We start from the raw sequence: 23,207 nt of genomic DNA, 5'->3' as shown, positions 1-23,207 counted from the left end.
TTATATATTCTAAATATTATTGCTATTTTGCCATTTAATTACTATATCATCACCGTCATTTATTATACTAGTATAAGAGGCTTCGTTACCATTATGTAATATTATTATTTTACCCTGTGGTTTAGTAGGGTCAATATTTGTGTAAATTAACATATCAGCAAAAATGTATGGCAATTTATCCTCTTTAAAATTTAACTTCTTAGTTTCGCCATTAATACTAACAGTTATATAGTCTTTTACGATACTGTATTCATGTATATCACTTATATTTTGGCTATAAGTTTGATTTCGTTTGGAAACTTCTTCATCATTGTAATTGGATTTTGAAATGACTTCTATCGTAGAATTATCAATTAAAATAGTACTTAAATCAATTACTTTATTAGAAACTTTGAAAACATAAAACTCTGGATTGATTTCTAATAAGTCAACTAAATCGTTTAGTGTTTTTATGTTAATTATTTCAATAATATCTGAATTTCCAATTATATAATCACTTTCAACTTCGATATTATTGACTAGATATTTTGTACCTATTGTTACTTCAGTATTATTAAAAATAATTTTACCACTTTCTGAATTATCTACAATATCAGAAATTTTTACTACAGGTGTTACACCATCTACTGCAGCAATAACTTCTATAATATCACCGGGGCAAATTTTTGTCTCAATATTAGACACATTAGAATTTACAAAAATTTGAGCTGGAGTAGAATACTCACCTTTATAAAAATACTCCTTATTGTTTAATATAAAGCTAAGAGTTTTGCCTGAAAACCCCATTAATTTACGTGAATCAAATCCAGCCATTAAAAGTGCATCCATAACTTTCATTTGTCTAATATTATATAATCTTATTTTTATTCCATTAACTATTACGCTAAAGAAATCGTAGTTATTGTTAATTATACTTGAATAGGAAATACCAACAGGTGTGATAAGCTCAGGACCAAAATTATCTATAATGGAAATATCAACATTTTTCACAGTGCTTTCTGAACCTATAGCTATTCTATACTCAGGCAAATTCAAAAATTCTGACAAATACTTTCTCAAATTGGAAGTTTTACTACCACCACCAATCAAAAATACAGCAACTGGAGGCTCATTGTTTAAGCTAAGTATTTTAGTTGCAATTTCTTGGCACAATTGAAGAGATGTATTAGAAATAGAGTCAATTATATTTTCCTTTGTCAATGAATAATGCATGCCTAGTATATCAGTAAATTCAATTTTCTCCATATCATCGTCTAAAGACATTTTTATTTTTTCAGCAGTTTTAAAGTCTACAAGATGACTTTTCATTATGCTTTCTGTAATCTCATCTCCAGCAATTGTAGCCATGTCATAACCAATTATTGTACCATCTTTGGATACTGCTATATCTGAAGTACCTGCACCTATATCAACTAAAGCAATATTTAATAATCTTAAATCAGCAGGTATGACAAGATTCATTGCTGCAATAGGTTCTAGTGTCAAGCTTTGTACGTCAAGATTGTTATAGTCCATACAAGAGTATAGTCCCTCAACTACTATGTGTGGTAAAAATGCTGCTATAATTTCTACTGAAACTTTTTCAGCTCTATGACCCTCTATATTTGCTATACTGTTGTTATCAATTTTATAACCTAAAACACTATATCCTACGCAATAAAAAGAACCTTTGTTATCATAGTTATCATAGAATTTATCATGAGCTTTTTGGAGTGCATCCATTTCTAGTATTTTTTTAATATTCTCATCCAATGGTTTTTTAGAATCTAGTATTTTTTCATAAATAACTTTTTCGGTTTTTAAAGATCTTCCTGCAGCTGCTATGTAAACTTTAGTGAATTTCATTCCAAGCTCTTGTTCTAAACTGCTTTTTACAATTTCAATACCCTTACTTACTTTTTTTATATCCTCTATTTGACCATCAACCATAGTCCTTTGTTCATGAAAAACACTTTTATATGCAATTACTTTCATGGTCTCTTCATATTTTTCAGCAACTACTCCAACTATTGATCTAGTTCCAATATCAAGAGAGAATATTATATTATCATTCATTTATTATCTCTCCTTTGGTATCATTTTTATTATAATTTAAAAAATAAACATAAATGTCAACAATTGATTTAAACAAATTTTCAGGAATTTCGCTTCCTAATTCTAGTTGTGATAGCATTACAGCTAATGAATCATCCTTATAAACTGGAACACCATTTTCCTCGGCTATTTCTACAACCTTAGATGCAACATAACCATTTCCAGATGCTACAATGACTGGTGCTGTATTTTTTTCTTGATTATATTTTAATGCTACTGCTCTATTAACATTTTTATGCGATGACATTTATACCACGTTCCTTTATAAATTTAGTTCCGAATACTTCATTGAATTTTCTTTGCTTTGTACTTTCATTTATATATATGTTTGTTACTTCAATACCATTTTTTTTGATAATATTTTGTACATCTTTTTTTATATTGATTTCATTACATTTAAGGGCATTAGGGACAAATATTTCTAGTGATAATTTATTTCCTTGAGATACAATTGTAGTTTCAAAATATCCTACATTTTGTAAATCAAATGTTAAGAAAATTTTAAACACCTCATTCTTAATATCGTTACTTTTTTTATTTTCTTTATCTTTTTCAGTATTATTATTTATTTCTTTGTTAATCCATAATTCTGAAAACATAAAAACACCATTGAAATTCACAGGTAAAAAAATATGAACTAACGGAATTTGCACGCTATTGCTTATCAATAAGCTTTCTGTTATATCATCAAATGTGGTTTTATTTACATAGTTATTTTTATCCTTTGTGCCAGCTTCAATCATTTTAAACATATAATCTAATGCATTGTTTTTTACAGCTGAATGTTCTCTAAAACTGTTAATTAACGAATATTTTAATTCTGAAATTTCTTTATCACTTAAATTAAAGCTGAATTTTAAATAGTTGAACATATTTTCAACACTATATGAAAAATTATCTTTTAAACCTGTTTCAAGTCTAGCAATATTGTGTATTAATACAGATACATAGTCTCTTACTATGCCAAAGTCATTTGTTTTAGAAATATATTTACTTAGGTACGGAATGATTTCATTTTTTAATAGATTAAGATTTATATCAGCACTATTAGTAGGGCTGTCAAGTATTAGTTTGTCTATAAAATTTGAAAAAGTTTCTTTTAAAATGTCTGGCATATTTTGATTAATATTTTTTAAAATGTTAGCAATTGCAGTTGTGGTTTCATCAACAGACAAATAGCAATCATAGCTTTTCATAAAGCTAGAAACAACATTTTTGAAATCGCTATTAGGGTTTAACTTTATAGCGTCTCTTATAAAATCAAAAAATTTGCCAGAAAATTTTGTATTATTATTATATTGAAATTTGACAAATTCTAACATTTTTTCTTTATCCATATTAATGTCTTTAACAAATTCTTCAAAGAATGATTTAAGTAATGGATCAGTTTTAATATTAGAATTTATAAATTGTTTGCTAAATAGAATTTTACGCATATTCTCACTTAGTGTAGGTGCTGAATCTAAAGATTGCAAAAACTTTTCAATTACTGAATATGGGTTTTTTGCAACATTTGCTTGATTGTTTAGTTCGGAACCTTCCTGTTTTAAAGGCTTATTTACACGAGTAGGATCTAATATGTCAAAAGGTATTAAGTTTTCTGTTTGATCAGGTACTTTAGGCCTGCTTGTATTATTATTTGTGTTATTTATGTTATTAGCAGTAATTTTTATATTTTCTAACATATAGGGCTATCCTCCTAAGAATATATATCTACTATTATATCTAAAAAATCAAATAATTGCACTATAAATTTGCTAAAATTAATACTATTTTACAAAAAACATATTAATTATATTAATTATTTTATTAACATTAAAAAAGCTAAACATTTTGTTAAAAAGAACGATATATAAGTATATTTAGAAGAATCAGCACGAGAGGAGTAAAAAAATGGAAAATAATTTTGATTCAGTTGTAGAGATGTTCCTATATGAAGCTAATACTTTATTGGAACAATTAGATGAGATACTTTTAAGAGTAGAAGAGCAACAAGAATTTAGTACAGATTATATAAATGAGATATTTAGAATAATGCATACAATTAAAGGTTCAGCAGCTATGATGCAATACAACAGCATAATGACAATATCACATAAAATAGAAGATTTATTTTACTATATTAGAGAAAATGGTGCATTATCTAGTAATCACAATGAGGATTTAATTAACTTGGTATTTAAATGTACAGACTTTATTAAAGGTGAAATAAGTAAAATACAAGATGAACAACCATTGACAGAAAATATTGTAGGCTATGAAAATGAAATAGCTAATTTACTAGATGTAATTTCAGGTAAACAAGATAATGATAAAAAAAATCCATCTCAATGCTCAACAAATAATGAAAAATTAAATAATAATGATAAAAAATTTTGTATAAGAGTTGATTTTGATGATGATTGTGGCATGGAAAATTTAAGAGCATTTATGATTACAAATCAACTGAAAGATATAACAACTAACTTTACATTTGAACCGACAGATGTTGAGACTAATAAGGAAACAATAAAAGATATTTTACAAAATGGTTTCAGAATATTTTTTGAAAATGAAGCTGAGTTGAATTTAGGTATAAATGTTGTTAAAGATGCTTTAAATGTAAAAAACTACATAGTAATTGAGCAAGAGGTGCAACAAAACACTGAAGTTAGCAATGAAGTTAAGGATAACAGTTGTGCAAATAAAACTAATGTTCCAACAAAAGAAAATAAAGCTGTTAAATCAACAACAAGTATAAAGCACAATAAGCAAAGCTTGATAAGTGTTAATTTATCTAAATTAGACCAGTTATCAAATTTAGTTGGAGAGATAGTAATAACAGAATCAATGGTTATGTCTAATCCAGAAATTAAAAACCTTAATTTAGATAGTTTCACAAAAGCAACTAGACAATTAGAAAAATTGACTGATGATTTACAAAATATTGTTATGTCACTTAGAATGGTACCTGTTTCTGGTGTTTTCCAAAAAATGAAGAGAATTGTTAGAGACATGAACAAAAGTCTTGGTAAAGATGTAGAACTTGTTCTAGTTGGTGATGATATAGAGGTTGATAAAAATATTGTTGATGGTATAGCCGATCCACTAATGCACGTTGTTAGAAATTCTATGGATCATGGAATAGAATCAGCGGAAGAAAGAATAGCAAAGGGTAAAAATCCTAAAGGAACAATAATTTTAACAGCATTAAATACAGGTGGAGAAATATTAATTACTGTTCAAGATAATGGAAAAGGATTAAATCCAGACTATATTTTAACAAAGGCCAAGAGCAAAAATTTATTAACAAAACCAGAAAGCGAATATTCTCAAAAAGATATTTTAAATTTAATTATGTTACCTGGGTTTTCAACTAATGAATCAGTTACTGAATTTTCAGGACGTGGTGTTGGAATGGATGTAGTTAAGAAAAATATTGAAAACGTTAATGGAAGCGTAATATTAGATAGTAAGGTTGATAAAGGAACTACAATTACATTTAAAATTCCATTGACATTAGCAATAGTTGATGGTATGCAAATTGGAGTAGGAGACTCTAAGTTTATTATACCTATTAAAAATATCCAACAATCATTAAATATAAATAAAAATGAAATCATTAAAAACACTGACGATAGTGAAAGTATTATGCTGAGAAATAAATGTTATTCTATAGTTAGATTGCATGAACTTTATAACATTGATACAAATGTTAAAGATTTGGAAAGTGGTATATTGGTACTTGTAGAAGTTGAGGATAAAGGCTATGGAATATTTGCGGATCATCTTCTAGGTGAACAAAAAGTAGTTGTTAAACCTATACCAACGTTATTAAATAGATTCGATATAAAAGGCAAAGGAATTGCTGGATGCTCAATTCTAGGTGATGGAAGCATAAGTTTAATTCTTGATGTTGTAAATATTTATGAAAATGTAATGGAGGATTAATATGCAAGAAAATACTGTAAATAAAGTTATAGATGATGTAGAAACTAATAAATTTTTATCGTTTTTTTCAAGCGATGCTGAATATGCAGTTGATATAAAATATGTAACAGATATAATAAAGGTTTTGCCAATAACTTTCTTGCCACAACTTCCAAATTATATAAAAGGTATAATCAATTTAAGAGGTAAGATAGTACCTATTATCGATATGAGATTAAGATTTGGTAGTGAAATGATAGAATACACAGATACTACATGTATAATTGTCATGGAGTATGAAAATGTTGTTGTTGGTATACTTGTAGATTCTGTTTCAGAAGTTGAAGATATAAAAATATCTGAAATAATGGCACCACCCAAAAACAATAGTTCTGCACATAATAGATTTGTTAGTGGAATTTCAAATCAAAATGGGAAAGTAAAATTGATAATAAATTGCATGCAAATTTTTGAAATAGAGTAATTAAATAGCAGCAGGAGGGAATATGATTACAATAACTGATAGTGAATTCATTGAGCTTGTGACTTTTATGAAAAAAAATTATGGGATAAATCTAGAAAAGAAAAGACAGCTTATTGAAGGCAGAATGTGCAATTTACTAGAAAAAAAAGGTATGAAAAGTTTCGGAGAATATATAACAGTTATTAAAAGAAATAATGTAGAAGAGATTACAACACTGATTAATAAATTAACTACTAATCATACCTTTTTTTATAGAGAAGATAATCATTATAAATTTTTAAAAGAAATTGTTCTTCCTGAACAGGAAAAAAACAATCGAACTAAGATACTAAATATTTGGAGTGCTGGTTGTTCTTCTGGTGAAGAACCATTTACTACTGCTATGGCACTTGATGATTATTTTGGCATAAAAAAAGCTCAGTGGAATACTAAAATTTTAGCAACAGATATTTCACAAAATGTATTAAACAAGGCAAAAAAAGCGATTTATCAAGAGGATAGTATAAAAGGATTACCTCCAACATGGAAAACTAAATATTTGAATAAAACTGAGGATGGCAAATATCAGATTGCTGTTAATATAAAAAAGCAAGTACAATTTGGTGTATTTAATTTAATGAATCCAATGCCTTCTATATATAAGAACAAATATCATGTTATATTTTGCAGGAATGTAATGATATATTTTGATCAAAAAACTAAAAATGATTTGATAAATAGATTTTATGAAGCTATTCAACCTGGAGGATATTTGTTTATTGGACATTCTGAAACTGTACAGCGAGAAAAATCAAAATTCAAATATATTTGTCCTGCAATATATCAGAAGGTGTAAATATGGCATATAAAAAAATTAAAGTATTAATTACAGATGATTCATTATTTTTTAGAAATATACTTAAAAAAGAAATAGAAAAAGATCCTTTAATTGAGGTTGTAGGTGTTGCATTTGATCCAATAGATGCTAGAGAGAAAATCAAATTGTTATCTCCAGACATTATAACTTTGGATGTTGAGATGCCTAAAATGAATGGAATTACATTTTTAAAGAAGTTAATGAAGGATGACCCTAAAAAAATCGTTTTAGTTAGTTCATTGAATATTAATGTTTTTGATGCATTAGACGCTGGGGCTGTTGATTTTGTAAAGAAGCCAAGCATGAGTTCTGAAAATGAATTAAAAAATTTCTTTTATGAATTAGTATCAAAAATCAAAATAGCTTCGTTAGCAAAGTTAAAAACAAATATTGAATATAAGGCTGTACCTACACTTACAAGCTCAAATAACATATTATTATATAAACAGCCTCAAAAAAAAGTTATTGCAATAGGTGCTTCAACTGGTGGAACAGAAGCTACTCTAGCAGTATTGAAACAATTGCCAAAGGAAGTACCGGCAATACTTGTAACCCAGCATATGCCTGCTGGATTTACTAAAATGTATGCAGATAGGTTAAATAAAATATGTAAATTTGAAGTTAGAGAAGCTGTAAATGGAGATAGAGTTGTTGATGGACTTGCTCTTATAGCACCCGGAGACAAACAAATGAGACTTGCAAAGGACTCAAAAGGATATTATGTGAAATGTCAAGAAGGCGAAAAAGTGAGTGGACATTGTCCTTCAGTAGATGTTTTATTTGAGTCTGTTGCAAATGTAGCAAGTGAAAATACAATAGGTATAATATTAACAGGTATGGGCAAGGATGGTGCTAACGGACTGTTGAAAATGAAAAACGAGGGTGCCTATACTATAGGACAAGACCAAGTTAGTTGTGTAGTATATGGTATGCCTAAGGTAGCATACGAAATTGGTGGAGTACAAATTCAAAGTCCTGTTGAGAACATAGCTAATATTTTAATTAAACAACTAAACAAAGAATAAATAATGACGATATTTATAATAACAAAGAAATAGAGTGGAAAGTTTATTCCACCTTTATTATGAAAGGAATGTTATATATGGCAGATAGTACATCAAGTATTTATGGTTCAGTAGTTGGTACTGGTGGTATTGGTGGTCTTATTTCAGGTCTTGATACAAAAAGTATAGTTGAGCAATTAGCTGCAGCATCACAAATTAAAATAAATAAACAATATCAAGCTCAACAAAAGCTTGTGTATCAACAAGACGCATTTAGAGATATAATTTCAAAATGTGTATCCTTTAGTGATAAATATTTTTCATTTTCATCAAAAACAAATATGCTAAGCAGTAGTTTCTTTAAATCAAGTACAATCACATCATCAAATGATAATGTAAAAGTTACAGGTGATTCAGATGCTATTAAAAATTTTACTATTAATAGTATAACAAGTGTGGCTACTAATTCTAGCTTGGTTTCAGATAAAACAGTTTCAAATGAAAGTTTTGACGCAATATTCTCAAGTGAAAGTGAAATATTAAAAAATCAATTAGCAGGTCAGTCAATTTCAATTTCTATTGAAGAGGACGTTGATGGTGTTACAAATACATCTACTCAAACATTAAAGATTTCTTCTGATTTTGTGGGAGATAATTTAAATGATGTTGTAGCTGAATTAAACAAACAAATAAATGATGATAACAGTAAACTTAAAGGTAAGGTTCTGTATGCTGTAAATGGTGATAAATTAGAATTACAAAAAATTGATGCTAATGTAAAGGATACAAAAGTAGCTGCAGTTAGCAAAAACATTGAAGATATATTAAAAATAAAAGCTAGTGCGGATGGAAATTCATCAGAATCAATTACAGCTATCGATATAGACAAAATAGTAGACGAGGTAGATTTAAAGGATGCATTACTTGCCGGAGAAATATCATTTTCATATAATGGAGTTAAAAAGTCATTAACATTTTCTGAAGATGAGTTATCGGGTATTGATTTTACAGATATTAGTAATATTACTACACAAACAGGCATCAAAGATTTATTACAAAATAAATTAAATAACGCTTTTGGTGATGGTAAAATAAATATATCTTCAGTCGATGGTAAACTTTCATTTTCAACTAGTGGTACTAATAATACTCTAAGTGTAGGCTCAATAAGTGCTGATATTAGCGCATTGCTTGGATTATCCTACGGGTCTTCAAATAGAATAAATAGTAACGCTGCTATTTCATCAAGTACATTAAATGGATTAACAGGTACTATTAAAGAAGATTATATAGTAAAAGTAAACGGTACTGAAGTATCTTTTAAAAAAGATGATACTATAGATAGTATTATTGCAAAAGTTGAAGCTGATGCAAACGTAAATGTAACATATGTTAGTGATACAGGTAAATTTACAATAACAGATAAAACTGATGAAACTAAAACATATGTTGCTGAGGATGTTGAAGGTGGTGGAAATATAGCTTTTGCATTATTTAACAGAGAAAATAAAAGTTTAGATACTACGAAAGCATTAAAAGACTCATCACTTGTTGGTCTTGTGACAGAACAATATTCTATGAATGTAAACGGTGCTGATTTTACTTTTAATAACAATGATTCCATTAGTTCAATAATAAGTGAGATAAATAAAGATGAAAATGCAGGAGTGACTATTTCATATTCATCAACAACTGATAAATTTTCTGCTATTTCTGATGAAACAGGTGCACATACAAAAATAGAAATTAATGATGCAAGTGGTAACAATCTTGCTAATTGTTTATTTGGAGATTCATCTAATATGACTATTACTGGTGGGCAAGATACAGTCATGAATGTAACAATCAATGGAGTAACACAAAATATAACAAGAAGTGGTGATTCATTTAGTATTGATGGAATTAATTTAGAGCTTAATAAAAATGCAGCTGGTATCACAGAACCTATTGATTTTGCAGTAGCAAACAATACAGACGAGGTTACTGAAAAGGTAGCACAATTCGTAGAAGATTATAATAAATTAATAGATGAATTAGATTCAAAATTAATGGAAACACCAAACAAAGAGTATCCACCTTTAACAGATGCTCAGAAAAAGGAAATGTCTGAATCAGAAATAAAGGCCTGGGAAGAGAAAGCTAGAGAAGGAATGCTTTATTGTAATTCTACTGTACAGAATGTTTTGTCTTCACTTCGTGATGCAGCATCATCTATAGTAGGTGAAACAAGTACGATGCTTGATGATATAGGAATAACAACACCTATAGGAGATTATACTGGAAAACTTGTATTTAATGAGGATAAATTCAAAGAAAAATATAGCAAAGATCCTGATGAGGTAGCTCAGTTGTTTACTTCAGATGTAGACAAAACAAATGGTAAAGGAATTGCATTGCAGCTTAAAGCAGTTTTATATGAAAATGTTGGATTTTCAGGAGAAAAAGGTTATATGGCAGAACAAGCTGGTACTAAAAGCACTAAAACTGAAAAAGACAATTATTTAACAGATAGAATAGATGAGTACCAAGAAATTATTACAAAACTTAAGGAAAGCATGGAAACAGAAAAGAAAAGATATTGGGCACAATTTTCAGCACTTGAGTCAGCTTTAGCTAGAATGAATAGTCAAAGTTCGTGGTTAGCTCAACAATATTAATAAAAATTATTAGTAGGTGAATATAAATAATGAATGATCCATATAAAAATTACAAAGATAACTCTATTAATACTATGACAAGAGGGGAACAGCTTATTTTGTTACTTGATAAGGCTGTACAAAGATTAACAATTGTAAGTTTAATGATGGAAGATGGGAATTTTACAGAAGCAATAATTAATTTAAATAAAACAAGAGATATATTTAATTATCTTATGGCTTGTTTAGATAAAAAGTTTGAATTTGCGACCGATTTATTGCAGTTATATTCTTTTATCAATGCAGAAATAGTTAAGGCTGCCGGTAAAAAGGATAAAACAGCAATAGATAATTTAATACCGATTGTAATAGAACTTAGAGATACTTGGAAAGAAGCAGAAAAATTAGCAAGAATCAATAAATAAAATAAAGACCACAAAGTAATTTCTTTGTGGTCTTTTAAAATAACAAGGTGGATATATGATAGAACTATATAGTGAAAAATTAAAATTAGTTGAAAAGCTATATGAAGTTACAAAAAACATGTTAAATATTTCGTTAGATGATGTTGCCAATAAGTTTGATACTCAAGTTATGGAAAGACGAAAAATTATGGATAATATTGATGAATTGGATAAAAAAATAAATTCTACTTTAATTAAAAAAGAAAATTGCAATCAAATCAAACAAAAAATTAAAGATGTATTAAAACAAATTATGGATATGGATTATCAGCTTAACAGTAGATTATCACAAAAAAAAGTTGAAGTTCAAATGAAAATACAAGAAATAGACAAAAATATTGAAATGAAAAATTATACAAAAAATAATCAATTAGTGAAGGAAAAAGGATTTTTTATAAAATATAAAGGATAAATTAAAAAAAAATATCAAATTATGCTAAAGTTTTTTAGATACTATTCGATATATATAATAAGCAAATAAAAATGCTAAAAGATGTATACAGGTACCGGTATACATAAAAAAAATATAGGGAATGAATCCCAAAATAAAATTCATGGAGGAATTAAATTATGAGAATTCAACACAATATTAACGCATTAAATTCACACAGAAATTTAGGTGTAAACACTGGAAAATCATCTAAAAATTTAGAAAAATTATCATCAGGATTTAGAATCAACAGAGCAGGAGACGATGCTGCAGGATTAGCAATATCAGAAAAAATGAGAGCACAAATCAATGGCTTATCACAAGCTCAACAAAATGCTCAAGATGGTATTTCATTAATACAAACAGCTGAAGGTGCTTTAAATGAAACACACTCAATCTTACAAAGAATGAGAAAATTATCAGTTCAATCATCAAACGGAACATATACTAATGAAGATAGAACAAAATTACAAGAAGAAGCTACTGCTTTGACAACTGAAATCGATAGAATTTCTGCTTCAACTAAATTTAATGGTATGACATTAGCAAATGGTACTGGAGCAAAAGATTCAGTTAAATCATTTACATTCCAAATAGGAACTGAAAATGCAGCAGACCAAAGAATTACAGTTTCAATATCTTCAATGGATGCTGATACTTTAGGAGTTTCAGGAATTAGCATTGCAAATGAAGCTGATTCTAATACAGCAATTGCAACTGTAGACACAGCTATAGAAACAGTATCTACACAAAGATCAGCATTAGGTGCTGCTCAAAACAGATTAGAGCATACAGTAAGTAACTTATCAGTAACAGAAGAAAACTTAACAGCTTCTGAATCAAGAATAAGAGACGTTGATATGGCTAAAGAAATGATGGACTTTACTAAGAACAACATTCTTACACAAGCTGCTCAAGCAATGCTTGCACAAGCTAATATGCAACCACAAGGTGTATTGCAATTATTACAATAACTAAGTAAATTAACTATTTTATAGTAACAAAAATATAGGGAATGAGTCCCAAAATAAAATTCATGGAGGAATTAAATTATGAGAATTCAACACAATATTAACGCGTTAAATTCACACAGAAATTTAGGTGTAAACACTGGAAAATCATCTAAAAATTTAGAAAAATTATCATCAGGATTTAGAATCAACAGAGCAGGAGACGATGCTGCAGGATTAGCAATATCAGAAAAAATGAGAGCACAAATCAATGGCTTATCACAAGCTCAACAAAATGCTCAAGATGGTATTTCATTAATACAAACAGCTGAAGGTGCTTTAAATGAAACACACTCAATCTTACAAAGAATGAGAAAATTATCAGTTCAATCATCAAATGGAACATATACTGATGAGGATAGAACAAAATTACAAGCTGAAGCTACTGCTTTATCAACAGAAATAGACAGAATATCAAAATCTACTAAATTCAATGGTATGACATTAGCAAATGGTGATGGAACAGCAAATTCATCTGCAGCATTTACATTCCAAATAGGTACTGAAAATGCAGCAGATCAAAGAATTACAGTTGATATAAATTCAATGGATGCTACTTCATTAACAGTAAACGCTTTAGATATAGATGATGAAACTAATGCTAATGCAGCAATTGCAACTGTAGACGCTGCTATAGAAGCAGTATCTACACAAAGATCAGCATTAGGTGCTGCTCAAAACAGATTAGAGCATACAGTAAGTAACTTATCAGTAACAGAAGAAAACTTAACAGCTTCTGAATCAAGGATAAGAGACGTTGATATGGCTAAAGAAATGATGGACTTTACTAAGAACAACATTCTTACACAAGCTGCTCAAGCAATGCTTGCACAAGCCAATATGCAACCACAAGGTGTATTACAATTATTACAATAATTTTAAATATAATAAAAAAAGAGCTTATAGCTCTTTTTTTATTATATTTGATTTTCTAATATTAAAATATCAGAATCATTAGGATTTATTTCTTTATATTGTTTTAATAGTTCTAATGCTGACTTTAAATCTTTATTATTTATGAAAAGTTTTATATTGTTTTTAACCTCTACTGCTAATTGATTAAACTCTGATTTATCCACATCATTATTTTGTACAATATTATCTGATATAATAGAAATTATATTAATCATTGATGGAAATTCTAATAGGCATGATTTTAATAATTTTATACAGTTTACTTTATTAGTTTGGGAAACAATAGATGCAAAATAACAATATGCATCAAATCTATCCTGTATAGATATAAAATTAATATTATCTATTGTTAAATAGTCTTTAGTGTATGCAATATCAAAATATTTTTTGACTATATCGATATAAAAGTCAAAAATTTGCAAACCGACATCATTATCAATGGATTTGATAATTTTTAATTCGTAGCGTAGAATTTCTTTTGTTATAATAATATCTTTTGTATTTTCTATAATAAAATCATAATTTAAAATAATATCAAACAAGTCATTATGAAGTTTAGAAATAATTTCTAGATACTCAAATACATTGTCTGAATTTATGTAATTAGCTATTTTGCTAATTGGGAAATTACATTTTAATACATAATATAGTATATCAGATAATTCTTCTGTAAGCTTATTTTCCATATTTATAACAATATTTAAAAGGTTATTAACACGTTGCTTTTTATAAATATCAATGTATCTAATTATCATTAATTGTATGTATTGGTTACAAGTATTAAAATTCTTAAAATAGTTTATATAAAAGCTTTCCAATAATTTTTCGGTTTGTGATGGATTTTCATTTAAAAATTTTTCTATAGAATGGTTAACATAATTGTGGTTATCAATGCCTATTCTATTATATAGATTTATAATTTCAAGATAGTTTTCTTTGCTTCTCATAAAGCTAAGTTTACATATTGTTATAAGTCTAACTATCTCTTTTGTTTGCGTTGCATTGTTCAAGTTAGTGTTTGAAAATAGTAATTTTGCTTTTTGTAAATTATTTTGTTTAAAATAAGCAATTACAACATGTAAATCCAAAAAAATTTGTTGATCATTTGATATAAAACCAAGTGAATATAACAATAAATCGGAAGTGTTGAGCAAGTTTGATTTATATAAACTAAGTAATTCATTGTATTTATTATAACAGGTTATAGTGTTATAAAAATCCTTAAGATTATAATAAGAAATAGACATCATATAATACATATCTATGTTAGTCGCTATCTCATCATTGCCAATAAGTTTAAAATAATTTAATCCTTCTTCTATTACTTTATTAAATTTATTATCAAAATAGTATGCATATGTTTTTTTTACAGTTAGTACATATAAGTAATCAAATTCATTATTTGTTTTTGCAATTTCTATTCCTAAATCACAAAATTTAATTGCATTATCAACATCACCAAGAGATATGTAACTGTCATATAATAAAATACTTAATCTGGGGCTGTTTCCTTCAATTTGCAATTCATTATTCAAAAGAGATAGATTTCTGTACAGCTTTTTATCTTTTAATATTTTACTATCATTTATATATCCATAATGATAAAATTTTGTATTTTCTAATATCTTAATTGGGTGCGCATATGGTATGTACTCATGTATTATACCTAAAAATTTAGTTCCACTATCCATTTTAAAAATTCTTGCAGGGTGGCTTATATTATAATCATCTAAATTGTTGTTGGTTATAAAGTTGTATACCTTATAAAAGTATGTATTATACTTTGTATGTTCATTAGTTTTAAATAAGTTTATTATCTCAGAAGAATCTTGAAGTATTTCATCAGCATCTAAATACATATAATATTTGCCTTTTGCTAACTCTAATGACTTGTTTCTAGCTGCAGAAAAATCATTACACCATTCAAACGTGTATAAATTATTAGTGTATTTTTTTGCTATTTCTATTGTATTGTCAGTAGAGCCAGTATCTACAATTATTAATTCGCTTTCAATGCTTTCCAAAATTGGATTTAAGGACTTAAGGCATTCATCTAAGTACTTTTCTTCATTTTTTACAATCATTCCTATTGAAAGTAACATAATTTTCCCCTTTAATTTAACAATTTTTCTATTGCGTATATATCAGCATCAGTCGGATTGATTGATTTGTATTCTTCTAAAATTAGTATTGCTTCTGAATAATTTTTAGATTGTATTAGCTGATTTATATTTTTCTTTACTTCGATAGCTAATAATTCAAATTCGGACAATTCTTTGCTGATGGTATGTTCTTTTTTAAATTCTTCTAAAAGTAATGAAATTATATCTTTCATATTTTCATTAGATTTTAGTGCTTTGCTGAGTAACTTTATGTATTCACTATCAGTATTTGTTTTAAGCTTATCTGTTGCACAAATGCAGTAATATGCAAATTGTATATTTTGAGGAACTAAAAACAAATTTTCCTGTTCAAATATTTGAGGATTATAAGTATATTCAATAAATTCTCTACTGTATGTTATATATTTGTTGAAAACTTCCAAACATTTTCCAGAGTTTTCTTTATCGGTATATATTAATACATTTTCATACGCCATAGTTAATATGTATTTATCAAGTAAGCTATCTGTATTAAGGTTATAATTTGCTACTATTTCAAGATAATCATCATAGTTTTTTTGTATAAGTTTATAAGTTAGAGATAACTCATTAATATTGACTTTTGAGGAAATTATATTCAAGTTAAAATTTAATTTAAATATATAATAAACAACATCATAGTAATTTGAGTTAAATGTTTGTGTATTATTAATAAATTCTGAAATTAATTCCAGTACATTTGATAAATTGTTTATATACGCATAACGTAGTTGCATATATTTGCAATAGTCACTTTTGATGTTTAAGTTATTGAAAATATTGATAATATATTCTTTATGTTCCTTGTTATTTAATATGTAATTTTCCAATGAAGTTTCAAAATGCTTATTTATATCTTCATCATTGTCTTTAATTATGTATTTGTATATTGCTTCTAAATTAATTAGTTTATCACTTATGTTGCACAACTCAATATACGAGTAAAAAAATTCTTGAAGACTATCTTTAGTATCATTATTCACAAAATAATTATTTTTTTTATAAAGAGTAATGGCTTCATCATATTTTTTTAAGTTACTATATGATTTAATAGCAATCTTAGCCGCCTCAAAAAAGTTTTTATCATATGCAAAAAGTAAAGCTCTTGAAATTGTATCTATTGTGTTTATAGGATTAGCTTTATTAGTCATAAATATCTCATAATATTTATTAAAATAAAGTATACAGTTTTCAAAATCATTTAGATGATAATAACAACACATTAAAATATAATATATATCAATGTCTGTAGCTAGAGTCTTATTTTTAATATCAAAATAAGACTTTGATGACTCTATTGCTTTAGTAAATAAATCTTTACAAAAATAAGAGTACACTAAGTTTGCATATATGGCATATGTTGCGGATGTTATTTTTGAATGCTTAGATAATTCTACTCCCTCTATACAATGGTTAATTGCTTCATCAAATTCATGACACATGCAATAAGAATCTGCTAACTGGTTTCTAAGTATTGGAGAATCATTGCCGTATTTAATTTCTTTAAGAAGAAGCTCGATATTTCTATTTGATTTTTCTTTTGCCTGTTTGCTATCTTTAAACATATAACCATAGTGATAAAAATTTGTTTTTTCTAAAGTTGTATAATTTGGTTGGTAAACAATATGTTCATGTATTGCTCCGACAAATTTAATTGCATTAGTTTTTTTAAACATTCTAAATAAAAAGACTGTAGCAAAGGATTTTTTATCTATATTTGTAAAGCTCGTGATTTTGTATCTTGCACAATCAAATTTTTTGTAGCTTTCTGATTTAAAAAAATTAATGATTTCATCTGTATTTTCAAGTATTTCATCAGCATCTAAATACATATACCATTCGGCATTTGAATGCTCTAAAGTAGAATTACGTGCAGCTGCGAAGTCATTATTCCACTTAAAATTATATACGTTGCTTGTATATTTCCTTGCTATTTCAATTGTATTATCTGTCGAACCTGTATCAGCAATTATAAGTTCACTATCTATATTATCCAAAATAGGTTTTAATGCATTTAAACATTCATTCAAATACTTTTCTTCGTTTTTGACTATCATTCCTATTGACAGTAACATATGTAACCTCCGTATAATTTTTACATATTAATTATATATTTTCTATAATTTCAAATTGTGTTATAATTATATCATAATCGACAATTTGTATCAAATAATATGATACTATACAATAAATGAATGAAGTTATTTGAAAAATATATTTATAATAAGTCGTATTAAATTTAATCGAAAATTGTCGATATATATTTTAGCTTAGTTTGTAAAGGAATGGGAAAGTGTTTATCTCAATTCTTTTTAGAGTTAAGACTTCCACTTATGTAAGTGGAAATTTCTAATCAGGTGTAGTAGACTTTCCACCTGATTCATCGATGTTCGGCGTAGTTGGACGAGTTTACTTAGCTGAGGATTATTTGCTTAAAGATTTAATTGTATATCGGGGACAAAGTGATAGTTCTATATTAAAGAATAAGTTAGAAGAAACAGATAAAAAAATATATAGTAAAAAATTAAATAAAAGCATTGTATTAAAACCTAAATGCTTATGTTTATAAATTGGAGGTAAAAATGCCTAAAATAACTGTTTATAGTTGTTCATATAATGCTGAAAAATATATTGTTCAATGCATTGAAAGTGTTTTAAATCAAACATTTACGGATTTTGAGTATATAATTCGTGATAATGGCTCTACAGATAAAACAAAAGATATAATAAGAGAATATGAAAAAAGAGATAAACGTATAAAATTTGTAGACATATATGGAAACCCATCTGTTCCTTTTATTAAGTATCTTAATGAATATGCTACGGGTGAATATTTAGTTGTAGTTGATGGTGATGATTATATTGATGATACATTTTTAGAAGAAATGTATTATTTTATTTCAGAAAATAATTTAAGTTTAGCAGTTTGTGGTACGCGTTATGAAATAGTTGATACAGAAAAAACCGGTATACTTAGAATACCAAATAGTAAATGTATTATTGATAAAAGTAGTTTGCCTGATAATTTTATTAATTTATACCAGTTTCTTAGAACTATTTGGGGTAAGATAATGATATTAGACATTGTTTTATCTACTGATATTCAATATCAAATTAAAAACTTAGAATATGGTGGATATGGTTCAGATACAGCTTTTATGTTAGCATATCTTGATAAATGTACAAAAATAGGTATGTATGATAAAGTATTACATAATTATAGAATTCATAAAAAGTCTATATCTTATAAGTTACAACCATTAAGAATGTATACTAAGGATGTTTTATATAAGCAATCAACTCAATTATTAAAAGGGTATGGAGAAATTAACCCTAATAATTATTACTTTATTAATTTAGTTTATTTCTATTCAATAATTGATGAATTGAATGTAATAAAAAATAGTCAAATTGATACAAGTGAAAAGATAAAATGTTTTTATAAAATAATAAATCAAGATTTATCTAAACAAATTCTTAATTATTTTTTGAAAATAAGAATTGCAAAAGATATTAATGAGAAAATAAAAGAGATAGTTACATGCCTAATCTTTATGCTAAATTCATGTAATGAAATTGAACAAGCTAAGTTAGTTTATGAGTGCTTAATAATTATAAATAATAATTTTGTAAATTACTTAAATATCAACAACATATATAATTTTGCTAAAGAGCAGCAATTTATTTGTGGAAGTTGCCTTTGTAAATCGAGTGAAATGTTAAAATTTGCATTGCTATCTTTAGAAAAACAACAAATAGCAAACAATATTGAAGTGTCTATAAGACAATTGATTAGTAAAAATATGTTTTTAAATAATTTTGAAAATATCAATTTTCTAAAGCAATATAGTTCAATTATTCTAAGCGTATTTAAAGAAAACTATAACTTAGCTATTAATGAAATAATTACTATATCCCAATCAAATGCTTGTATAAAATTTGAAGAGGAATTGTTGAAGTTATTAATTAATATATCTTCATATTTAGAAGATGTTGAAGTATATATTTATGCAAATAAACAATTAGCTAGATATTATATTCTAAATTCAAAAATAAATGAAGCTCATATTATTGTAGATGATTTGCTTAAACTTTTACCGAATGACGAGGATGTTTTATTATTAGATGAATGTTTGTTAGAGTATTAGAGGTGTAGTGATGAGAGATAAAATACTAGTTACTAAATCATCTATGCCAGAATTTGACGAGTATATTGAAGAAATAAAGGACTTATGGGATAGTCATTGGTTAACTAATAGTGGCTGTAAGCATGTACAATTAGAGCAAAAATTAAAAAAATATTTAAATGTAAAAAATTTAGTTTTGTTTACTAATGGACATTTGGCTTTAGAAAATATTATTGATTCTTTCGATTTATCAGGTGAAGTAATAACTACGCCTTTTACATTTATATCTACAACCAATGCAATAATAAGAAATGGATTAACTCCTGTGTTTTGCGATATAAACTATGATGACTATACGATTGACGCAAAAAAAATAGAAAGTCTTATTACTAAAAAAACAACAGCAATTGTACCTGTACATGTATATGGCAGTGTTTGCAATTGTGAGGCAATAGATAAAATAGCAAAAAAGTATAATTTAAAAGTAGTATATGATGCTGCTCATGCTTTTGGAGTGTTTAAAAATAAGAAAAGTATAGCAAACTATGGGGATGCGTCTATTTTTAGTTTTCATGCAACAAAAGTTTTCAATACTATTGAAGGTGGAGCTGCAATTTTTAAAGATGAGTCATATTATGATAAACTTACAAGTTTGAAAAACTTTGGAATAAATACAGATGGTAATTGTGATTATATAGGTGGTAATGCAAAAATGAATGAGTTTCAAGCTGCCATGGGTATATGTAATCTAAGGCATATTAATGAAGAAATTGTAAAAAGGAAAAAAGTGTTTGAAAGATATATACAAAGATTATCAAATATACAAGGTATAAAATTATCCAATAGCAACAGTGTGGATAAACAAAATTATGCTTATTTCCCTATAGTATTTGAAAATTATAAGTATAATAGAGAGCAGGTTGAAAAGCTATTATTAGAAAGAAATATTTTTGCAAGAAGATATTTCTTTCCATTAACAAGTGAAGTAAAACCTATTCTAGATAAATTTGTGGTTCAAGAAACTCCAATTGCAAAATATGTGTCAGAAAGAGTATTGTCGTTACCGTTGTATGCAGATTTAAAACTTGAAGATGTAGATATGATATGTGATATTATTTTAAATTAATAATTTTGGAGGAATTATGAAAGGAATTGTATTAGCAGGAGGAAGTGGAACTAGATTATATCCTGTAACTAAATCTATTTCAAAGCAGATACTTCCAATATACGATAAGCCAATGATATATTATCCTATTTCTGTACTTATGTTGGCTGGTATAAAAGAAATATTAGTTATTTCCACAAAAAGAGATTTATCACAATTTAAATCACTGTTAGGAAGTGGCGAAGAACTTGGTATTAAATTTGAGTATGCTGTTCAAGAATATCCTAATGGATTAGCAGAAGCATTTATTATTGGAGAGAAATTTATAGGTAAGGATAATGTTACATTAATTTTGGGAGATAACATATTTTACGCATCAAATTTTGGTAACAGGCTTATGAAAGTTTCAAAATTAAAAAACGGTGCTGTTATTTTTGGATGTTATGTTAATAATCCAAGTGCCTATGGCGTAGTTGAGATAGATAGTAACAATAATGCCATTTCTATTGAAGAAAAACCTAAACATCCTAAGTCTTCATTAGCAGTTCCTGGATTGTATATTTTTGACAACAAAGTAATTGATATTGCTAAGCAAGTGAAACCATCAGAACGTGGAGAAAAAGAAATAACATCTGTTATAGATGTGTATTTAAAAAATAATGAATTAAAAGTTGAATTAACAGGTAGAGGCTTAGCGTGGTTGGATACTGGCACACATGAATCTCTATTAGAAGCAGCAAACTTTGTTCAAGTTTTGCAAAAAAGACAAGGATTATACATAGCTTGCTTAGAAGAAATTGCTTATCGTAGAGGATATATAAGTAAAGAACAGCTTGTTAGATTAGCACAACCTCTGGTAAAAACTGATTATGGAAAATATCTAGTACAGATTTCAAATGAGGTGATGTAGATGAAAATATTAGTAACAGGTGGAGCCGGTTTTATTGGTTCGAATTTTATCTATTATATGCTTAATAAATATGATGATTATGAAATTGTCTGTTTAGATAAGCTTACATATGCTGGTAACATAATAACCCTTGCTACAGCGCTAAAAAATAGTAGATTTAAGTTTATTAAGGGAGACATAGCTGATAGAAAATTAGTTTATGATTTGTTTGAAAAAGAGAAATTCGATATTGTTGTAAATTTTGCAGCTGAAAGTCATGTAGACAGATCTGTTACAAATCCAGAAATTTTTTTAGTGACAAATGTATTAGGGACGCAAGTGTTGCTAGATGCAAGCAATAAATATGGTGTTCTCAGATTTCATCAAATTTCTACAGATGAGGTGTATGGTGATTTACCTATAGAGAGAAAAGACTTATATTTTACAGAAAATTCACTAATACATACTTCAAGTCCTTATTCGGCAAGTAAAGCATCAGCTGATTTATTGGTACAAGCTTATTATAGAACATACGGAACTCCTATTACAATATCAAGATGTTCAAATAATTATGGTGCATTTCAATTTCCTGAGAAATTAATTCCATTAATGATAATAAAAGCATTAAACAAGGGAAAACTTCCCGTATACGGAAATGGGTTAAATGTTAGAGATTGGCTTTATGTAATAGACCATTGTAAAGCTATTGACTTAATTATTCATAGTGATAAAGTAGGTGAAGTATACAATATAGGTGGTCATAATGAAAAATCAAATATTGAGGTTGTAAAAACAATTCTAAACAAACTAAATTGTGATGAATCATTGATAGAATATGTTTCTGATAGACCGGGTCATGATAGAAGATATGCAATAAATCCAGAAAAAATATGTAATGAATTTGGTTGGAATCCAACGATAAAATTTGATGAAGGAATTAGTAATACTATACAATGGTATTTAAATAACAAAAAATGGTGGATGGATTTAATTGAAAAATAGCTTATAAAAAATGTTAAGCGTGAACCAATGTGATTATATAATTTGGTTTTTAAAGTATAAATAGTAATGAATTATTATAAAATCTTAACAATCATCATGTTTAAACTTAACATTTTAGTGTATATTAGTAATATAAAGATT

General features: G+C 27.1%; 18 protein-coding genes. 13 read left to right on the top strand and 5 right to left on the bottom strand.

Translation table 11 applies throughout. From position 1 onward, the window contains the following. Positions 1-9 precede the first annotated feature (9 nt). The 3 genes from JYG23_RS07465 to JYG23_RS07455 are packed head-to-tail and all read right to left on the bottom strand — an operon-like array spanning position 10 to position 3,779. Positions 10-2,055 (bottom strand): cell division protein FtsA, encoded by a 2,046-nt coding sequence (locus JYG23_RS07465; protein WP_207237817.1) that lies wholly within the window; start codon positions 2,053-2,055, stop codon positions 10-12. Then, a complete protein-coding gene (locus JYG23_RS07460; protein ID WP_207237816.1) occupies positions 2,048-2,341 on the bottom strand; it encodes an EscU/YscU/HrcU family type III secretion system export apparatus switch protein in 294 nt (97 codons plus the stop codon). Before JYG23_RS07460 ends, JYG23_RS07465 begins: the two co-directional genes overlap by 8 nt. After that, a complete protein-coding gene (locus tag JYG23_RS07455; RefSeq protein WP_207237815.1) occupies positions 2,328-3,779 on the bottom strand; it encodes a hypothetical protein in 1,452 nt (483 codons plus the stop codon). Before JYG23_RS07455 ends, JYG23_RS07460 begins: the two co-directional genes overlap by 14 nt. 208 nt (positions 3,780-3,987) lie before the next feature. Between JYG23_RS07455 and JYG23_RS07450 the strand changes: the two genes are divergently transcribed. The 9 genes from JYG23_RS07450 (at position 3,988) to JYG23_RS07410 (ending at position 13,763) form a co-directional block, all read left to right on the top strand. Beyond that, positions 3,988-6,024 (top strand): chemotaxis protein CheA, encoded by a 2,037-nt coding sequence (locus JYG23_RS07450; protein ID WP_207237814.1) that lies wholly within the window; start codon positions 3,988-3,990, stop codon positions 6,022-6,024. A gap of 1 nt (position 6,025) precedes the next feature. Beyond that, positions 6,026-6,487: a chemotaxis protein CheW gene (locus JYG23_RS07445; RefSeq protein WP_207237813.1), complete on the top strand. Its 462-nt coding sequence runs from the start codon at positions 6,026-6,028 to the stop codon at positions 6,485-6,487. A gap of 22 nt (positions 6,488-6,509) precedes the next feature. Beyond that, positions 6,510-7,322 (top strand): protein-glutamate O-methyltransferase CheR, encoded by an 813-nt coding sequence (locus JYG23_RS07440; protein ID WP_207237812.1) that lies wholly within the window; start codon positions 6,510-6,512, stop codon positions 7,320-7,322. Positions 7,323-7,324: 2 nt separating this feature from the next. Beyond that, the gene (locus JYG23_RS07435; RefSeq protein ID WP_207237811.1) at positions 7,325-8,368 is read left to right on the top strand and encodes a chemotaxis response regulator protein-glutamate methylesterase; all 1,044 of its coding nucleotides are present in this window, start codon (positions 7,325-7,327) and stop codon (positions 8,366-8,368) included. A 59-nt stretch (positions 8,369-8,427) separates the two neighbouring features. Further along, complete coding sequence (gene fliD / locus JYG23_RS07430) at positions 8,428-11,004, top strand: flagellar filament capping protein FliD (protein WP_207237810.1); 2,577 nt, start codon at positions 8,428-8,430, stop codon at positions 11,002-11,004. 29 nt (positions 11,005-11,033) lie between these two features. Continuing rightward, positions 11,034-11,408, top strand: coding sequence for a flagellar export chaperone FliS (gene fliS / locus JYG23_RS07425; protein ID WP_207237809.1), 375 nt, complete (start codon positions 11,034-11,036; stop codon positions 11,406-11,408). Between the two features lie 55 nt (positions 11,409-11,463). Further along, entirely contained in the window at positions 11,464-11,859 is a 396-nt protein-coding gene (locus JYG23_RS07420; RefSeq protein ID WP_207237808.1) for a hypothetical protein, read from the top strand. A gap of 158 nt (positions 11,860-12,017) precedes the next feature. Then, positions 12,018-12,851 carry a flagellin gene (locus tag JYG23_RS07415; RefSeq protein WP_207237807.1) on the top strand — a complete coding sequence of 278 codons (834 nt, stop codon included), beginning with the start codon at positions 12,018-12,020 and terminating at the stop codon, positions 12,849-12,851. Between the two features lie 78 nt (positions 12,852-12,929). Beyond that, a complete protein-coding gene (locus JYG23_RS07410; protein ID WP_207237806.1) occupies positions 12,930-13,763 on the top strand; it encodes a flagellin in 834 nt (277 codons plus the stop codon). Positions 13,764-13,804: 41 nt separating this feature from the next. Here JYG23_RS07410 and JYG23_RS07405 read toward each other — a convergent pair whose 3' ends face one another. Next, positions 13,805-15,904, bottom strand: coding sequence for a glycosyltransferase family 2 protein (locus JYG23_RS07405; protein WP_207237805.1), 2,100 nt, complete (start codon positions 15,902-15,904; stop codon positions 13,805-13,807). Between the two features lie 11 nt (positions 15,905-15,915). Continuing rightward, positions 15,916-18,018, bottom strand: coding sequence for a glycosyltransferase family 2 protein (locus tag JYG23_RS07400; protein WP_207237804.1), 2,103 nt, complete (start codon positions 18,016-18,018; stop codon positions 15,916-15,918). Between the two features lie 507 nt (positions 18,019-18,525). Between JYG23_RS07400 and JYG23_RS07395 the strand changes: the two genes are divergently transcribed. From JYG23_RS07395 to rfbB, 4 genes are read left to right on the top strand one after another with little or no spacing between them, the layout of a single operon-like run. Beyond that, positions 18,526-20,091, top strand: coding sequence for a glycosyltransferase family 2 protein (locus JYG23_RS07395; protein ID WP_207237803.1), 1,566 nt, complete (start codon positions 18,526-18,528; stop codon positions 20,089-20,091). A gap of 10 nt (positions 20,092-20,101) precedes the next feature. Further along, positions 20,102-21,196 (top strand): DegT/DnrJ/EryC1/StrS aminotransferase family protein, encoded by a 1,095-nt coding sequence (locus JYG23_RS07390; RefSeq protein ID WP_207237802.1) that lies wholly within the window; start codon positions 20,102-20,104, stop codon positions 21,194-21,196. A 16-nt stretch (positions 21,197-21,212) separates the two neighbouring features. Continuing rightward, positions 21,213-22,085 (top strand): glucose-1-phosphate thymidylyltransferase RfbA, encoded by an 873-nt coding sequence (gene rfbA, locus JYG23_RS07385; protein WP_207237801.1) that lies wholly within the window; start codon positions 21,213-21,215, stop codon positions 22,083-22,085. After that, on the top strand, positions 22,086-23,066 hold the full coding sequence (gene rfbB / locus JYG23_RS07380; protein ID WP_207237800.1) for a dTDP-glucose 4,6-dehydratase: 981 nt from the start codon (positions 22,086-22,088) through the stop codon (positions 23,064-23,066). It abuts the gene before it with no gap. The last annotated feature ends 141 nt before the right edge of the window (positions 23,067-23,207 follow it).

The organism is Sedimentibacter sp. zth1 (genome assembly GCF_017352195.1).
Classification (GTDB): Bacteria; Bacillota; Clostridia; order Tissierellales; family Sedimentibacteraceae; genus UBA1535.
Note: the sequence above shows the minus strand (reverse complement) of the source record. Positions and strands in the feature narration are given on the sequence as shown.

Bases quoted from the DNA above. Each gene is read 5' to 3' on its own strand.
- rfbA (WP_207237801.1), top strand. From the start codon at position 21,213: ATGAAAGGAATTGTATTAGCAGGAGGAAGTGGAACTAGATTATATCCT.
- JYG23_RS07395 (WP_207237803.1), top strand. From the start codon at position 18,526: ATGCCTAAAATAACTGTTTATAGTTGTTCATATAATGCTGAAAAATAT.
- rfbB (WP_207237800.1), top strand. From the start codon at position 22,086: ATGAAAATATTAGTAACAGGTGGAGCCGGTTTTATTGGTTCGAATTTT.
- JYG23_RS07400 (WP_207237804.1), bottom strand. From the start codon at position 18,018: ATGTTACTGTCAATAGGAATGATAGTCAAAAACGAAGAAAAGTATTTG.
- JYG23_RS07465 (WP_207237817.1), bottom strand. From the start codon at position 2,055: ATGAATGATAATATAATATTCTCTCTTGATATTGGAACTAGATCAATA.
- JYG23_RS07390 (WP_207237802.1), top strand. From the start codon at position 20,102: ATGAGAGATAAAATACTAGTTACTAAATCATCTATGCCAGAATTTGAC.
- JYG23_RS07405 (WP_207237805.1), bottom strand. From the start codon at position 15,904: ATGTTACTTTCAATAGGAATGATTGTAAAAAATGAAGAAAAGTACTTA.
- JYG23_RS07415 (WP_207237807.1), top strand. From the start codon at position 12,018: ATGAGAATTCAACACAATATTAACGCATTAAATTCACACAGAAATTTA.
- JYG23_RS07460 (WP_207237816.1), bottom strand. From the start codon at position 2,341: ATGTCATCGCATAAAAATGTTAATAGAGCAGTAGCATTAAAATATAAT.
- fliS (WP_207237809.1), top strand. From the start codon at position 11,034: ATGAATGATCCATATAAAAATTACAAAGATAACTCTATTAATACTATG.
- JYG23_RS07410 (WP_207237806.1), top strand. From the start codon at position 12,930: ATGAGAATTCAACACAATATTAACGCGTTAAATTCACACAGAAATTTA.
- JYG23_RS07420 (WP_207237808.1), top strand. From the start codon at position 11,464: ATGATAGAACTATATAGTGAAAAATTAAAATTAGTTGAAAAGCTATAT.
- JYG23_RS07440 (WP_207237812.1), top strand. From the start codon at position 6,510: ATGATTACAATAACTGATAGTGAATTCATTGAGCTTGTGACTTTTATG.
- JYG23_RS07450 (WP_207237814.1), top strand. From the start codon at position 3,988: ATGGAAAATAATTTTGATTCAGTTGTAGAGATGTTCCTATATGAAGCT.
- JYG23_RS07435 (WP_207237811.1), top strand. From the start codon at position 7,325: ATGGCATATAAAAAAATTAAAGTATTAATTACAGATGATTCATTATTT.
- fliD (WP_207237810.1), top strand. From the start codon at position 8,428: ATGAAAGGAATGTTATATATGGCAGATAGTACATCAAGTATTTATGGT.
- JYG23_RS07455 (WP_207237815.1), bottom strand. From the start codon at position 3,779: ATGTTAGAAAATATAAAAATTACTGCTAATAACATAAATAACACAAAT.
- JYG23_RS07445 (WP_207237813.1), top strand. From the start codon at position 6,026: ATGCAAGAAAATACTGTAAATAAAGTTATAGATGATGTAGAAACTAAT.